Origin of the sequence: Stenotrophomonas maltophilia (assembly GCF_003970865.1) — a bacterium.
GTDB classification, from domain to species: Bacteria; Pseudomonadota; Gammaproteobacteria; order Xanthomonadales; family Xanthomonadaceae; genus Stenotrophomonas; species Stenotrophomonas maltophilia_AR.
Window position 1 is genome coordinate 13,408 of record NZ_RXLZ01000027.1, and the last position, 15,147, is coordinate 28,554.

General features: G+C 65.7%; 11 protein-coding genes. 1 reads left to right on the forward strand and 10 read right to left on the reverse strand.

The features are described 5' to 3' along the window. Positions 1–12: 12 nt before the first annotated feature. From EKL94_RS10750 to EKL94_RS10765, 4 genes are all read right to left on the reverse strand, one after another. The gene (locus EKL94_RS10750; RefSeq protein ID WP_126929096.1) at positions 13–3,183 is read right to left on the reverse strand and encodes an efflux RND transporter permease subunit; all 3,171 of its coding nucleotides are present in this window, start codon (positions 3,181–3,183) and stop codon (positions 13–15) included. Positions 3,184–3,295: 112 nt separating this feature from the next. Further along, positions 3,296–4,522 (reverse strand): efflux RND transporter periplasmic adaptor subunit, encoded by a 1,227-nt coding sequence (locus EKL94_RS10755; RefSeq protein WP_126929097.1) that lies wholly within the window; start codon positions 4,520–4,522, stop codon positions 3,296–3,298. A 91-nt stretch (positions 4,523–4,613) separates the two neighbouring features. Continuing rightward, positions 4,614–5,384 carry an SDR family NAD(P)-dependent oxidoreductase gene (locus EKL94_RS10760; RefSeq protein ID WP_049400332.1) on the reverse strand — a complete coding sequence of 257 codons (771 nt, stop codon included), beginning with the start codon at positions 5,382–5,384 and terminating at the stop codon, positions 4,614–4,616. Next, positions 5,381–5,608: a hypothetical protein gene (locus EKL94_RS10765; protein WP_012510726.1), complete on the reverse strand. Its 228-nt coding sequence runs from the start codon at positions 5,606–5,608 to the stop codon at positions 5,381–5,383. The genes EKL94_RS10760 and EKL94_RS10765 overlap by 4 nt, the downstream gene beginning before the upstream one ends. Before the next feature lie 147 nt (positions 5,609–5,755). Between EKL94_RS10765 and EKL94_RS10770 the strand changes: the two genes are divergently transcribed. Next, the gene (locus tag EKL94_RS10770) at positions 5,756–6,787 is read left to right on the forward strand and encodes a LysR family transcriptional regulator (RefSeq protein ID WP_005409107.1); all 1,032 of its coding nucleotides are present in this window, start codon (positions 5,756–5,758) and stop codon (positions 6,785–6,787) included. Between the two features lie 198 nt (positions 6,788–6,985). On the opposite strand, the gene EKL94_RS10775 is transcribed toward EKL94_RS10770, so the two are convergent. The 6 genes from EKL94_RS10775 to EKL94_RS10800 all read right to left on the reverse strand — a co-directional run bounded on the left by EKL94_RS10775 (position 6,986) and on the right by EKL94_RS10800 (position 14,961). Then, positions 6,986–7,681, reverse strand: coding sequence for a YiaD family glycine zipper/OmpA-like lipoprotein (locus tag EKL94_RS10775; RefSeq protein WP_008267948.1), 696 nt, complete (start codon positions 7,679–7,681; stop codon positions 6,986–6,988). Between the two features lie 139 nt (positions 7,682–7,820). Further along, on the reverse strand, positions 7,821–9,236 hold the full coding sequence (locus EKL94_RS10780) for a cryptochrome/photolyase family protein (RefSeq protein ID WP_126929098.1): 1,416 nt from the start codon (positions 9,234–9,236) through the stop codon (positions 7,821–7,823). Positions 9,237–9,325: 89 nt separating this feature from the next. Beyond that, entirely contained in the window at positions 9,326–9,940 is a 615-nt protein-coding gene (locus EKL94_RS10785; RefSeq protein ID WP_126929099.1) for an inorganic diphosphatase, read from the reverse strand. 10 nt (positions 9,941–9,950) lie between these two features. Then, complete coding sequence (locus EKL94_RS10790; RefSeq protein ID WP_126929100.1) at positions 9,951–11,318, reverse strand: purple acid phosphatase family protein; 1,368 nt, start codon at positions 11,316–11,318, stop codon at positions 9,951–9,953. Then, complete coding sequence (locus tag EKL94_RS10795; RefSeq protein ID WP_126929101.1) at positions 11,315–12,430, reverse strand: NHL repeat-containing protein; 1,116 nt, start codon at positions 12,428–12,430, stop codon at positions 11,315–11,317. The genes EKL94_RS10790 and EKL94_RS10795 overlap by 4 nt, the downstream gene beginning before the upstream one ends. Further along, positions 12,430–14,961 carry a TonB-dependent receptor gene (locus EKL94_RS10800; RefSeq protein ID WP_440087542.1) on the reverse strand — a complete coding sequence of 844 codons (2,532 nt, stop codon included), beginning with the start codon at positions 14,959–14,961 and terminating at the stop codon, positions 12,430–12,432. The genes EKL94_RS10795 and EKL94_RS10800 overlap by 1 nt, the downstream gene beginning before the upstream one ends. Positions 14,962–15,147: the final 186 nt, after the last annotated feature.

Here is a 15,147-nt window from a genome sequence, read left to right on the forward strand (position 1 = left end):
CGGGGTTCCATGTCAGTGGTGGATGGTCGGCTCGCCGTGCTGCACCAGCTGGCCACCACCGTTGCGGGTGACGAACTTGCGCAGTGCCACGTAGAACACCGGCGTGAGGAACAGGCCGAACAGGGTCACGCCCAGCATGCCGGCGAACACGGTGATACCGGTCACCGAGCGCACCTCGGCACCTGCACCGTGCGACAGCACCAGCGGTACGGTGCCGGCAATGAACGCGATGGAGGTCATCACGATCGGACGCAGGCGCAGGCGGCAGGCTTCCAGCGCAGCTTCAACGATGCCCTTGCCGCCCATCTCCAGCTCTCTGGCGAATTCGACGATCAGGATCGCGTTCTTGCACGCCAGGCCCATCAGCACCACCAGGCCGACCTGCACGAACACGTTGTTGTCACCACCGGTCAACCACACGCCGAACAATGCGGACAGCAGGGTCATCGGCACGATCAGGATCACCGCCAGCGGCAGCGACCAGCTCTCGTACAGCGCGGCCAGCACCAGGAAGGCCAGCATGATCGCCACCGGGAACACGATGAAGGCTGCCTTGCCCTGGGTCGCCTGCTGGTAGCTCAGGTCGGTCCATTCGGTGGTCATGCCCACCGGCAACACCTTGCCGGCGATCTCGGTCAGCTTGTTCATCGCCTCGGCCGAAGACAGCAGGCGCGGGTCGGCTTCACCGGCCAGGTCCGCTGCCGGATAGCCATTGAAGCGCAGCACCGGGTCCGGGCCGAAGGTCTGCTTGATGGTGACCATCGAACCGATCGGCACCATCTCGCCGCGGTCGTTGCGGGTACGCAGCTTGCCGATGTCCTCGACCGTCTCGCGGTACGGACCGTCTGCCTGGGCGATCACCTGCCAGGTACGGCCGAACTGGTTGAAGTCGTTGACGTAGGCCGAACCGAGGTACGTCTGCAGCGTGTCGAACAGTTCGGTGAGCTGCACGCCCTGTGCCTTGGCCTTGACGCGGTCCACCTCGGCATCCAGCTGCGGCACATTGGCCTGGTAGCTGGAAATCGGGAAGGCCATGCCCGGCGTCTGCGCAACGGTACCCTGCATCGCCTGCACGGCATTCTGCAGCGCGCCATAACCCAGGTTGCCACGGTCCTCGATGAACATCTGGTAGCCGTTGCCGTTGCCCAGGCCGAGGATCGGCGGCGGCATCATCGCGAAGGCAAAGCCTTCCTGCAGGCCGGCGATCTTCTGGTTGATCTCGGCGTTGATCTGCGCGGCGGTACGGCCATGGCGCTCGGCGAACGGCTTGAGCGGAATGAACGCCACACCGGTGTTCGGCGTGTTGGTGAACTGCAGTGCATTCAGGCCCGGGAACGAGATGGTGTGGGCGACGCCATCGGTTTCCTGGGCGATCTTGGCGACCTTGCGCAGCATTTCATCGGTACGTGCGATCGACGAACCTTCAGGCAGTTTCACACCGGCGATCAGGTACAGCTTGTCCTGGGTCGGGATGAAGCCCGGCGGCACCAGCTTGAAGATCACGCCGGTACCGACCAGCAGGATCGCGTAGACCACGAACACTGCACCACGACGGCCGAGGATGCGGGCGACGCCACGCTCGTACTTCTCCGAGCTGGACTTGAAGAAGCGGTTGAACGGACGGAACACCCAGCCGAACAGGCGGTCGATCAGACGGCTCGGGCCATCCTTCGGGGCACCATGGGCCTTCAGCAGGCGCGCGGCCAGGGCCGGCGACAGGGTCAGCGAGTTGATCGCCGAGATCACCGTGGAGATGGCGATGGTGACCGCGAACTGCTTGTAGAACTGGCCGGTGACACCGGACAGGAACGCCATCGGCACGAACACGGCACACAGCACCAGCGCGATCGCAATGATCGGGCCGGACACCTCACGCATGGCCTGGTGAGCCGCAGCGGTGGGCGACAACCCTTCCTCGATGTTGCGTTCGACGTTCTCCACTACCACGATCGCGTCGTCGACCACGATGCCGATCGCCAGCACCAGGCCGAACAGGCTCAGCGTGTTGATCGAGAAGCCCAGCAGGTACAGCGCAGCAAAGGTACCCACCACCGACACCGGCACCGCGATCAACGGGATGATCGAGGCACGCCAGGTCTGCAGGAACAGGATCACCACCAGCACCACCAGCGCAATGGCTTCCAGCAGCGTGGAGACCACGGCCTTGATCGAGTCGCGCACGAAGATGGTGGTGTCATACACGGCTTCGTACTTCACGTCGGCCGGCATGGTCTTCTGCATCTCGTCCATCGTCGAGATGACCTGGTCACGGATCTCCAGCGCATTGGCACCGGGCGACTGGAAGATACCGATACCGACCGCGTTCTTGCCGTCCAGCTGCGAGCGCAGGGTGTAGTCACCGGCGCCCAGTTCAAGGCGGGCAACGTCGGCCAGGCGCACGATCTCGCCATCAACACCGCTCTTGAGCACGATGTCGCCGAACTCCTTTTCGGTCTTCAGGCGGCCCTGGGCATTGATCAGGGTCAGGAACTGGCTGTTCGGCAGCGGTTCGGCACCGAGCTGACCGGCCGAGACCTGCACGTTCTGCTCGCGCATGGCGCGCACCACGTCACTGGCGGTCAGGCCGCGCGAGGCCACCTTGTCCGGGTCCAGCCAGGCGCGCATGGCGTAGTCACCACCACCGAAGATCTGCGCGTCGCCCACGCCCGGAATACGCGCCAGCGCATCCTTGACGTGCAGGCGGGCGTAGTTGCGCAGGTACAGCGTGTCGTACTTGCCGTTCGGCGAGGTCAGGTGAACCACCATCAGGAAGGTCGGCGACTGCTTCTGCGTGGTCACACCCTGCCGGCGTACGTCCTCGGGCAGGCGCGCCTGCGCCTGCGCCACGCGGTTCTGCACCTTCACCGCCGCCGCGTCCGGGTCGGTGCCCGGGCGGAAGGTGACGGTCATCTGCAGCACGCCGTCCGAGCCGGCAACCGACTTCAGGTACATCATGCCTTCGACGCCGTTGATCGCCTCTTCAAGCGGCGTGGCGACGGTCTCGGCAATGACCTTGGGGTTGGCGCCTGGATATACCGTACGCACGACCACCGACGGCGGCACCACTTCCGGGTACTCACTGATCGGCAGGATTGGAATCGTGATCAGGCCTGCGGCGAAGATCACGATCGACAGCACCGCCGCGAAGATCGGCCTGTCGATGAAGAAACGGGAAAAGTCCATGGAGGAATTCCTGGGAAAGGCGTTCGGCGGGCAACAGCCGCCCTGCCCCTCGTCATTTTGACGAAGGCAGGAACGGCTGCCGCTGGCGCCGGCAGCTAAGCGGGGACGCGGATCAGTGGTTCAGTGCGGCAGTCGCATCACGGCCCGGTGCCGGCGGCGCAGCCTGCGGCTGCATCGCCACGGCCTTGGCCTGCACCGGCATGCCCGGCATGAAGACCTTCTGCACGCCGTCGATGATCACCTTGTCGCCCGCGGCCAGGCCGTGCTCGACAATGCGCAGGCCATCGGCGGTGCGACCGAGCTGGATGTCACGGCGCTGGGCCTTGCCATCCTTGTCGACCACGTACACGTACTTGCGATCCTGGTCGGTCAGAACGGCCTTCTCGTCGATCAGCAGGGCCTGGAACTGACCGCTGCCAAGCAGTTGCACGCGGGCGAACAGACCCGGCGTGAACTGGCGATCGGCATTGTCCAGCAGCGCGCGGACGCGGATGGTGCCGGTGCTGCGGGCCACCTGGTTGTCGAGGAAGTCGACCTTGCCCGAATGCGGGTAGCCCTCTTCGCCGGACAGGCCGACCTTCACCGGCAGATCGCTGTCACGCTCGCTCGGGCGTTCACCCTTGCGTGCCATCTGTGCGTAGCGCAGGAAGGTGCTTTCATCGGCATCGAAGTAGACGAAGACGGTATCCAGCGAGACCAGCGTGGTCAGCACGCTGGCGCTGTCGCCGGCGGTGACCAGGTTGCCGGCGGTGACCATCGCGCGACCGGCACGGCCGTCGATCGGCGCACGCACCTTGGTGAACTCCAGGTTGAGGCGGGCCGCATCCAGCGCAGCCTGCGCCGCCTGCACGGCGGCACCGGACTGATCGGCCGCAGCGCGACGCTGCTCGGCCGTCTCGGTGGAAATGGCCTGCTGCTCGGACAGGCGCTTGGCACGCTCGGATTCACTGCGGGCCAGCGTGGCCTGGGTGCGGGCGCGGGCCAGTTCGGCAGCGGCGCGATCGTACTCGGCCTGGTAACTGCGCGCGTCGATGGTGAAGAGCACTTCGCCCTTCTTCACTTCCTGGCCTTCGACGTAGTTGACCTTGTCGATGTAGCCGGACACGCGCGGGCGCAGTTCAACGCTCTGTACCGCTTCGACGCGGCCGCTGAACTCGTCCCACTGGCTGACCTGCTTGACCAGCACCGGTGCAGCGCTGACCTGCGGCGGCGGCGGGGCACCGGCTTCTTCGGCGTGGCCGCCGCTGCAGGCCGCCAGCACGGCTGCGGCGAGGATCGACACGCCGGCCATCGCAATGCGATGGCCGAAACGATGTGGGGTGGAATTGGGGGAAGTCATGGCATGCATCCGTACGGAGGGGTGGTACAGCTAGATGAGAACGTGTTGCAAAAACAGGCGGCGTATCCTGCGACCTCAACCATGGTCGAGGTCAAGCGACGCCTGCGGTATCGCGCCAGAGGGGAGGAACGTCCAGGTGCAGCAGGCCGCGCGGCAATTCGGCATCACTGCTGTCGCAGCGGACGATGGCGCGGTTGTCGCGGCAGCCATCAAGCAGGGAGACCACACGGCGGCCGACCAGCAGCGAGCTGGGCCACTCGATGCAGGCATTGGCCGCGTTGGCCGGGGTGCACACCGGGCTGCAGACTTCCAGCATCTGCGCGCGCACGCCCAGCGCCTGCGCTTCCTGGTGTACTACCTGCGCATACATGCGCAGCGCGGCAGTGGTGATCGAGGTCTCGCCGTAGCCTGCCCATGGCTTGGCGTTGGCCGGGCTGCCGATCATCACGTAGCGGCGCGCATGCACGTTGTCCTGCAGCAGCGGCAGCAGATGACGCACTGCGTGCACGTGCGGCATCAGGTCGGCCTGCATCGCACCCAGCAGTTCATCGCCGTTGCGGTCGGTCACCCGGCCGCGACGGTAAGGGCCGCCCATTGCGGCGATCACCGCGGCCAGCGGACGCGGGCGATGCGCGATGCGTTCGGCCAGTGCGCGCGCCGAGCCGTCATCGCTGAGCGAACCCAGCAGCGTCTCCAGTCCCGGCTCGTCGGCGAACTGCTCATGCAGCGCCGCCAGCCGGCCCGGATCGCGACCGACCACCAGCACCGGGCTGCCGGCTTCCAGCAATGCGCCAACCACGCCCTGGCCGACGGCACCGGTGCCGCCGAGAACCAGGACTTCGGGCGTCAGCATCCCATTCACGGGACATTTCCTCCCAAATCCGGGATAGTTCCGATTCGACGCAGACGGTCACCCTTGTGCGGGACCAGGCGGATGGCACCGCCACGCTGCTGACGCATGGGCGCGGTAAACTCACGAAAGTCCTTGTGTACCAAGGAACTCGGGCGGACTTCAACGGTCATTGCCAGGTCCAGGGTGCTCTGGCCGGCGTTCCGGAGACGGGCAAGAATGTTGCGCAGGCTCATGGCGGACGGGCTCCAAATAACGAATGGCGCCACGATAGACCTCAAACCTTTACTTGATTAGTCCTGATTAAGGGGAATAATCATCCCGCTCCCGGTCCAATCGTTCTGTCACGATTGTCCCATCCCCGACGTCCAGGATCCCAGACCATGTCCCATGATCTCAACGAGACGCTGATCTTCGTCAAAGTGGTCGAGCAAGGCAGTTTCATTGCCGCTGCAAAATCGCTCGGCCTGCCCAAGACCACGGTCAGCCGCAAAGTGCAGGAGCTGGAAACGCGCCTGGGTGCGCGCCTGCTGCACCGGACCACGCGCCGCCTCGGCCTGACCGAAGCGGGTTCGATCTATCACGAACATTGCCAGCGCATCGCACGTGAGCTTGAAGAAGCCGAGAGCGCAGTGAGCCAGCTGCAGTCCGGCCCGCGTGGCTGGCTGCGCTTCACTGTGCCTTACTCGATCGGCATCACCTGGATTGCGCCGCTGCTGGGCCAGTTCCATGCGCAGTATCCAGAGATCCGCCTGGACATGCATATGGGCAACGAGAAGCTGGACCTGATCGCCGGCGAAGCTGATCTGGCGCTGCGCGTGGGTGCCCTGCCCGATTCCAATCTGGTCGCGCGCAAGCTCGGCAGCCTGCGCACGCAGGTGTTCGCCAGCCCGGCCTACATCGAGCGCTATGGCGAGCCGCTGCACCCGGAAGAGCTGCAGTTCCATCGCATCCTGGCGATGCGCAAGCCGTACCATACCGGCAACTCGCCGCGCTTCACCTGGCAGCTGGGCGAGAACGGCGGCGAGCTGCGTGACTTCCCGGTCACCCCGCTGATGACCGCCAACGACATGTCCGCGCTCAATGGCGCGCTGGTGTGTGGCGAAGGCCTGCTGCTGACCGGCGACGTGATGGCCAAGCCATTCGTTGAATCGGGCATGGTGCGCCGCGTGCTGGCCGGCTGGACCGGCCCGGAAGTGGACTTCAACGCCGTGTTCGCCGGCGGCCGCCTGGTCTCGCCGAAGGTGCGTGCGTTCGTCGACTTCCTGGTCGAGAAGCTCAACTTCGACGCCAACTACATGCTGGCGCAGTGCCCGGGTGCGAAGCTGGCGCAGCAGCAGAAGGAAAAGGAAGACGCGGCGCTGGAAAGCAGCGGCAAGCGGATCCTGGAGAAGGTGGCCGCTTCGGCGGCGTAACCGGGTTTTGTAGAGTCGAGCTTGCTCGACTTGGCTTTTGGAACGGCGCCGACCTTGGTCGGCGCCGTTCGGAGAAGCCGCGACCGGGAGCGCTATCGGCGTGCCGAGCAAGCTCGGCACCTACAAAAATGCCGCCTGCAAGGGCGGCATTTTCGCTCCGGCCGATGGCCGGACCGGCTCAAGCATTAACGCTACGCGTTACTGCTTGAGCGGAATCACCCGAATCTCGACGCGGCGGTTCTTGGCGCGGCCGGCGTCGGTGCTGTTGTCTGCAATCGGGTACGACTTGCCGGCGCCCAGCGTTTCGATACGCACGCTCTGCACGCCCTGGCCGATCAGGTACTGCGCGACCGAGTCGGCACGTTCCTTCGACAGACGGTTGTTGACCGCGTCGCTGCCGATGCTGTCGGTGTGGCCGACCACTTCGATCATGGTCTGGTTGTAGTCACGCAGGGTGCCGGCCACGCCGTTGAGCGAACCGTAGAACTGCGGCTTCAGGGTCGCCTTGCCGAAGTCGAAGGTGATGCCGTCCGGCAGGTTCAGCATGATGTTGTCGCCCTGGCGCTGCACATCGATGCCGGTGTTGGCGGTGCGCTCGCGCAGTGCGCGTTCCTGGCGATCCTGGTACTGGCCGACCGCAGCGCCGCTGAGCGCGCCGATACCGGCACCGATCAGGGCATGCTGACGGCGCTCGGTGGCGCTGTCGCCGGTCAGCAGGCCGGCGGCCACGCCGATGGCGGTGCCGATCAGGGCGTTGCGGCCGGTGCGGTTCTGCTGCTCGGTCGGGTTGCCGTACTGGTCACTCTGTACGTAGGAGCCGCCGGTGGCGCAGGCCGACAGGACGGCCGCACTCATCAGGGCCAGTGCGACGTTGCGGGTGGTGTTGCGGATCATGAGGTTCTCCTTGGTTTCCGGTCGGCCGGCGGCCTGCGGGCGCAAAGAGAATAAACAGCCCGATGCGATGCCGGAATGATGATCGGGCACGCCGACAGGGCCGCGTTCAGCTAACTGACCGGATCGCTGAGCCCGCACTTTAGCCCGCTCCCGACTGCCGGTAGGCAGCCAGTGCGGCATCGCGGCCAACCGCCAGATCCACCAGCGGCGTACGCGGATAGCCCGGGGCATGCGCCGCCAGCAGCAGCGGATGCTGCCACGGCGCGAAGCGCGCCTTCACCGGCAGCGCCGCCAGTTCGGGCACCCAGCGGCTGATGTAGCGGGCCTGCGGGTCGAACTTCTCGGCCTGGGTGACCGGGTTGAACACGCGGAAGTACGGCGCGGCATCGGCACCGGTCCCGGCCACCCATTGCCAGCCCATCGTGTTGTTGGCCAGGTCGGCATCGACCAGGGTGTCCCAGAACCAGCGTGCGCCATGCAGCCAGTGTGCGCGCAGGTGCTTGCACAGATAGCTGGCCACGATCATCCGCACCCGGTTGTGCATGTAGCCGGTGTGCCACAGCTCGCGCAGGCCGGCATCGACGATCGGTACGCCGGTGTTGCCGCGCTGCCAGTCATGCAGCTGCGCGGCACTCGGTGTGGCCCACGGGAAACGGTCAAAGCGCGGGTTGAGGTTGTCGGTCGGCGTCTTCGGGAAGTGATGCAGCAGGTGGTAGGCGAAATCACGCCAGCCGAGCTGGCGCAGATAGCCGTCGATGTCGGCGTCGGTACCGGCACTGCGCAGGCCTTCCAACGCATGGGCAATGCGCCACGGCGCGATCTCGCCGAAATGCAGGTGCGGCGACAGCCGCGAGGTGCCCACGCGATCCGGCAGGTCACGCTGCTCGCGGTAACCGCGCAGCGCACCGTCCTCGAACACGGAGAGCGCTTCCAGCGCACCGGCTTCGCCTGGCTGCCAGTGCTCCCAGAAGCCGGTGTCCCAGTCCAGCGTCGGTGCCAGCTGGAGATCATCCAGTGCGAGGCCGTCGACCGCGTGCGCCACCAGTGCCTTCGGTGCGGCCTGCAGCGCAGGCAGGCGCCAATGACTGAGTATGTTGCGCCAGTACGGGGTGAATACCTTATACGGCTGGCCCTGCTGGGTCGCGATGTCCCAAGGCTCGAACAACAGGCTGCCATTGCAGCTCTGCGCGTCGATGCCCTGCTCGCGCAGCGTGCGCTTGATGGTGGCATCCCGCGGCTGGGTGGCCGGCTCGTACTTGCGGTTCCAGTACACCGCCTCGGCTCCGGTCTGCTCGATCAGCAACTGCAGGGCCGACAGGCTGTCACCACTGCACAGCACCAGCGACGAACCGCGTGCACGCAGATCGGCATCCAGCGCAGCCAGTGAACGGTGGCGCCACACATCGGAGGCCGCGCCGGGCACCCACTCGCCCTCCTCGTGCGGCGCGTGGACGTAGACCGGCACCACGTCGTGACCCGCGTCCAGCGCGGCCTGCAGGGCCGGATTGTCCTGCAGCCGCAGATCACGGCGGAACCATACCAACGCTACCGACACATGCACCGCCTTCGTTGTGGAAGGCGGACATGATAGCCAGCGGCGGTGAAGGAGATGCGCGCAGGCGGCCATCCACGCATGGCGTGGATCTACTTTTCGAAGCGCTTCATCGCTTCGCTGACCAGTGCACGCGCCTCGGCGGCATTGCCCCAGCCATTGAGCTGCACCGGATTGCGCCCGGCCGGCAGGTCCTTGTAGACCCGGAAAAACGCCTCGATACGCTGGCGCTCGACCTCCGGCAGATCCTTCAGATCGCGGATATTGGCGTAGGTCGGGTCAACCTTGTCGGTCGGCACGCCGATGATCTTCTCGTCGTGCTCGCCGCCATCGATCATCTTCAGGTAGCCGATCGGCCGGAAGCGCACGATCACGCCCGGATGCAGCGGTTCGCGGGTCAGCACCAGTGCATCCAGCGGATCGTTGTCACCGGCCAGGGTGCGCGGCATCGAGCCATAGTTGGCCGGATAGGCGATCGGCATCGACTGGAAACGATCCACATGCACGAGACCGTCTTCCTTGATCTCGTACTTGGTGAAGCTGCCGGCCGGAATCTCCACCGCCAGATTCACCTCCTGCGGCGCCTGCTTCGGCTGTGCCACGAGGAACGGATGCAGCACGGAATCGGCGGCGGTCACTGCACTGGCCAGCAACAGCAGGGCGGCGCCGATGGCAGCGAGAGGAAGGATGCGATGGGGCGTGGTCATCGGCGCGTCCTCATTCCCAGCAGCGGTCGGCACGACCCTTGGCGGTCTGTGCACGCGGGCAGTCGCGTGGCGTGATGCGGCCTTCGGTCAGCTCCGTGCGCTGCTTGCCACCGTTGGCATCGCGGCGCAGTTCGAAGGCGTCGTAGAGACGGCCGGTCACGGTGCGTGCTTCATAGCGCAGGTGCTGCGGATCGATGTTCAACACCTGGAACAGCTGGGTGTCTTCGGCCACCGGGTCCATCGTCCTGCGCGCCTCGTCGGAAAGGCGATACTGCTTCGGCCCCGCCACGGTAACCACATACTGCGGCGTCGCGGCCTGCCCTTCACCACGGCGGCCATAGGTGTGGTCGTGACCCTGCAACACCAGGTCGACGTTGTGGCGGCGTACCACCGGCAGCAGCACGTCACGCAACGCGGCGTTCTCGCGACCTTCGCGCGGCGAGTAGAACGGCTGGTGCAGCAGCACGATGGTCCACGGCTGCGGATTGCCGGTCAGCACCTTGTCCAGCCACTGCGCCTGTGCCTTGGCGGTGCCCAGGTCGAGTGCCGAAGTGCCATCGACCACGGCCACGCGCACGCCCTGCGCATCGAACCAGTAGCTGGTCTGCTGCGCGGCGTTTGCGCCATTGCCCGGCAGCGCAAACGTCACCGGCCAATGCTTGCCCAGCACGCGGCGTTCCTGCGGGGTGTCCTCGAATTCCTCGAAATACTCGTGGTTGCCGATCGCCGGGGCTACCAGGGTTTCCTGCGCCAGCCAGCTGGTCGCAGCAAACCACTCGCCCCACTCGCTGTCATCCATGTTGTCACCGCCGCTGACCAGGTCGCCGGCAAACAGGCTCATGCGTGCCTGCGGTGCGGCCTTCTGCGCGGCACGCACCACCCGGCTGACATGGCTGACGTTCTTGTTCTGGGTATCACCGAAGTACAGCAGGGTCAGCGGCTGGTCGGCCGCGGCCAGCGTGCGCAACTGGTTCCAGGCGCTCCAGCTGCCATTGCCCTGCACGCGGTAGACGTACTGGCTATCCGGCTGCAGGCCATCGATATCTGCACGATGGTGGTGCGACAGACCGTTCTCGGTCTGCAGCGCGCGGGTCGTCGCACGCACCTGGCGGATGCCCTCGATGGCCGGCGAATCCCCGGCGAGGGCAATCTCCAGCAGCGGTGCCTGCACGCTGCCGTCGGTACGCCAGGCCACGGCGAACCCATGGCTGGGATCGACAGCTGGCGAGGCGACGATGCGATCCGGCACCGCCGTCGCTGCGTAGTGGCGGCTGCCCGCCGGCACCTGGGCGTTCGGTTCGACCGCTGCGAACGACAGCGACGGCAACGCCAGCAGCAGGCCCAGCGCCAGCGCACGCATCACGCAGTGCCCGCTCATGCGCCACACTCCAGCGGCAGCGCCAACTGCTTGGCGATGCTCTCCCAGTCGAACGCCACCACGCCCTGGTCGTCATGCACGGCATACAGCGCACCGTGCGGGAAGCGCGCGCTGGGTTGCTGCATCATCCAGATGCCATCGGTGTTGGCCACGGTATTGCCCTGGAACGCACCGACCGGCTTCAGCGTGTGCCGGTCGAACAGGTGGAACACGCTGCGCTGCTTGCCCTGTTCGGTGGTGATCCACCAGCCGTCCTTGCCGCAGGTACGCAGAGTCACGCCTTCAGCCTGCGCCTTGAACACGTCGCGACCAAAGGTGGTGCCGGTGAAGCGGCCCGCCAGGGTGTAGACCTTGAACTCGCTGGCGTAGCTCTCGTCCTCTTCGGCGATCAGTAGACGGTCGTTGTCCGGGTCGCCCCAGATCGACTCGACCACGCGCAGCGCTCCCGCCTCGGTGGTATCACCGAGGCTGGCCACCAGCTTCGCCTCGACCTTCGCACCATTGCGGGTCACGTGGTACTGGCGCACGCGCTTGTCCAGCTCGGCCAGCGGCGGCAGGATGTCACGCCCCTGCGCATCCTCGCCGTTGTCCCAGGAGTCGGTGACGTAGACGCTGTAGCCATCGGCACGGCGGTCGACCCACAGCCCATACGGCTTGCGCAGGTCGTCCGCAGCGAACGTCGCCAGCGGCGCGAAGTCCGGCAGGCTCAACACCTGCACGCGATGATTGTCGCGCTCCACGATCCACAGCAGATCGTCGATCACCGCGATGCCGTTTGGGCGGTCGAACTGCCCCGGTGCGGTGCCGCTGCTGCCGACGTCACGCAGGTGCTGGCCGGTGCTGCCGTCGTAGACCACCAGCTTGTCGGTTGCCTTTGCGGTGGCGATCAGCCACAGCATGCCATCCGGAGCGCGCCAGGCCGCCGGCGAGTCGATGTTGTCAGCCGGGGTCATCGGCGAAAGGAAGGCTTCGGCGATGGTGGTCACCACGCGCTCGCCACTGGCGGCCGGCGCGGCCGCTCCCGCAACCGGATCGTTGCCGGTGGCCGGCGTGCAGCCGGCAGCCAGTGCTAGCGCCAGCGCGGCGGCCAGAACGGCAATGCCACGCCCCATCACAGTGCCACCTTCAGGCCCAGCGCATAGGTGCGGCCGTACTCTTCCATCTGCAGGGTGCGCGAACGCGTGCCCTGGTACAGCTCCAGCGGCTTGTCCAGCAGGTTCTGCGCTTCGAAGTACATGCTCACGCGCGGGGTGAACTTGTAGTCCAGCGAAAAATCGAGCTGGGTGTTGGGTGCAACATAGATGTCGAACGCACGGCCCTTGCCGATGCTGTCCAGGTACTCGCTGCGGTATACCGCCGCCAGGCGCGTGCTCACACCGTATTTTTCATAGCCGATGTGTGCACTGTAGACATGCTTGGAGGCGCGCGGCAGCGTGAAATCCTCGCCTGCACGGTCCTTGATGCCGGCATCGAATTTGGTATCCAGCCAGGTACCACTGGCACCAACCAGCAGCCCATCCAGACCGGAGGGCAGGAAGGCCAGCTGCTGCTGCCAGTTGAATTCCGCGCCACGCACGGTGGCCTTGCGCCCGTTGATCGGCTGGGTCACGTCCAGGCCGCCGTAGGCCGGATCATTGGTGCGCACGGTCTCCACGATGTAGCCATCGATCGACTTGTGGAACAGGCCCAGCGAGACGATGCCGGTGCTGCCAATGTACTTTTCCACCGACAGGTCGATGTTCTTCGACTCGTACGGGTCCAGTTCCGGATTGCCCAGGCGCACGTCCCCATCACCTCGGCTGTAGCCCACGCGCGGCGAGATGTCACCGAACGACGGCCGCGACACGGTCTTGTTGGCCGAGGCACGCAGCACCCAGTCATCGGCCGCGTCATAGCGCAGGTGCAGGCCCGGCAGCACGTTTGTATAGCTGCTGTTGGCCACCCGCGGAGTGACGGTGAAGCTGCGACCGTTGGCGGCCACGTCCACCTGGTTGCCGACCGCCTTGAACTGGGTGTTTTCCACGCGCACACCGCCGATGATGCGCAGCGCGCCCACATCCCAGGTGCCCATCGCATAACTTGCGAAGATGTCTTCGCTGGCCACGTAATCTTCTTCCAGCGATGTCATCGCGTTGCCACCGGCGTCCTGCGGACGGGCGCTGTACTGGCCGCCATTGGCCGCCCAGAAGGCGCGCATCGCGGCCGAATCCATGCCGTCACCCATATTGCCGTGGCGGTGTTCGGGCGAGGAGGTGCTCCAGCTCGACAGCGCCACCTTCGGGCCGACACGCAGTTCGCGCTCGTCCACATTCACGTCGCGGTCGCGCCAGCGGCCCAGCAGGCCGAACTTGATGCTGCTGCTGTCGCCGTCGAAACGCACGTTGACCTGCGCGCTGTGTTCCTTGTCGTTCACCTGCTTGGGCGAGAGCACGAAACGATCGAACGCGTAGTTGCTGTTGTCCAGCCACTGCGGGTTGTCGAAGCTGTAGCTGGGCAGGCGGCTGCGCTGGTCCAGGGTGCCGTTGAAGGCTTTTCCGTTGAGCTTGAAGCGCGCCTCCATCTCGTCGTTCACGCGCTCTTCGGTACGGGTGTAGCCGATCCGGTAATCGACCACGGCGTTGGTCAGCTTGTTCTCGCCACCGAGACTGGCCGCGAAGGTGTTTTCCTTCTTGGTGCGATAGCGCATGCGCTTGTCGATGGAATCCTCCGACATGCCATCCAGGCGGTACTGGTCGGTGCCGGTCCTGACCATCTTCGCTTCGTCGAAATTGAAGATCACGCGCTGGCGGGTCTCCGCATCGTCGAACTGGCTGTACAGCGTGCGCAGGTAGTACTTGCTGTCTTCATTCGGGCGCCAGTCGAGGTTGAGGTTGGCACCGATGCGCTTGCGCTCGATCTCGTACTTGCGGTGCTGCAGGTTGATCGCGGTGACATCACCCGGACGGGTAGTGGTCAGGTCCTTGTTGCCGCTTACATCGTCGTACTCCACTTCGGTGTTGTCCGATTCGAACGTGCGCTTCTGGTAGTTCACGCCCAGTGCCACGCCGAAGGTGTCGTTGAACACTTCGCTGTAGTTGAAGGCGGCCTTGGGGCTGGTTTCACCGGACAGCTGCTGGTGGCTGCCTTCGATCTTGCCACGCAGGCTGCGACCGTCACGGTCGAAGGCCGAGGCCGATTCCACCAGCACGGCGCCGCCGATGGCATCGCCGGGCATGTCCGGGGTCGGCGACTTGACCACGCGCAGACGCTCGGTGGAGTCGGACGGAATCACGTCCAGCGGCGCGGCACGGCTGGAATCCTCCGGCGTGCCGATGGCGATGCCGTCCACGCTGACGCTGTTGAGGTTGGCGTCCAGGCCGCGGATGACCACGAAACGGCCCTCGCCCTGGTCGCGGGTCACGCTGATGCCCGGCAGGCGCTGCAGCGACTCGGCCACGTTCTTGTCCGGGTACTGGCCCAGGGCATCGGAGGACACCGCGTCCTCGATGGCATCGCTGCTGCGCTTGAGGTCGACCGCGCGGATCTGCGATTCGAGCTGGGCGCGCACTTCGATGCGGTCCAGGTCGACCGCGTCGGACGCCACGGCGCCGGTGGCGGCTACCGCCTGCTGCCCGGCGGCCTGCAGCGGTGCTGCCACCCCCATTGCCAGGGTCAGCGTGATGGCAACGGCCAACGGAGTCTTGATATGCACTGGGAATCCCCATTCCTGTTAAGAATGGGTCTGCACGGTATGTCCGCAAGGTTGCATGGCCGTGACATGCGCCTGCACATTTCGAGTAACACCGCCCCGGGCCAGGTTTGGGTTCGGCCCGCCAATCCGGCAAAATGG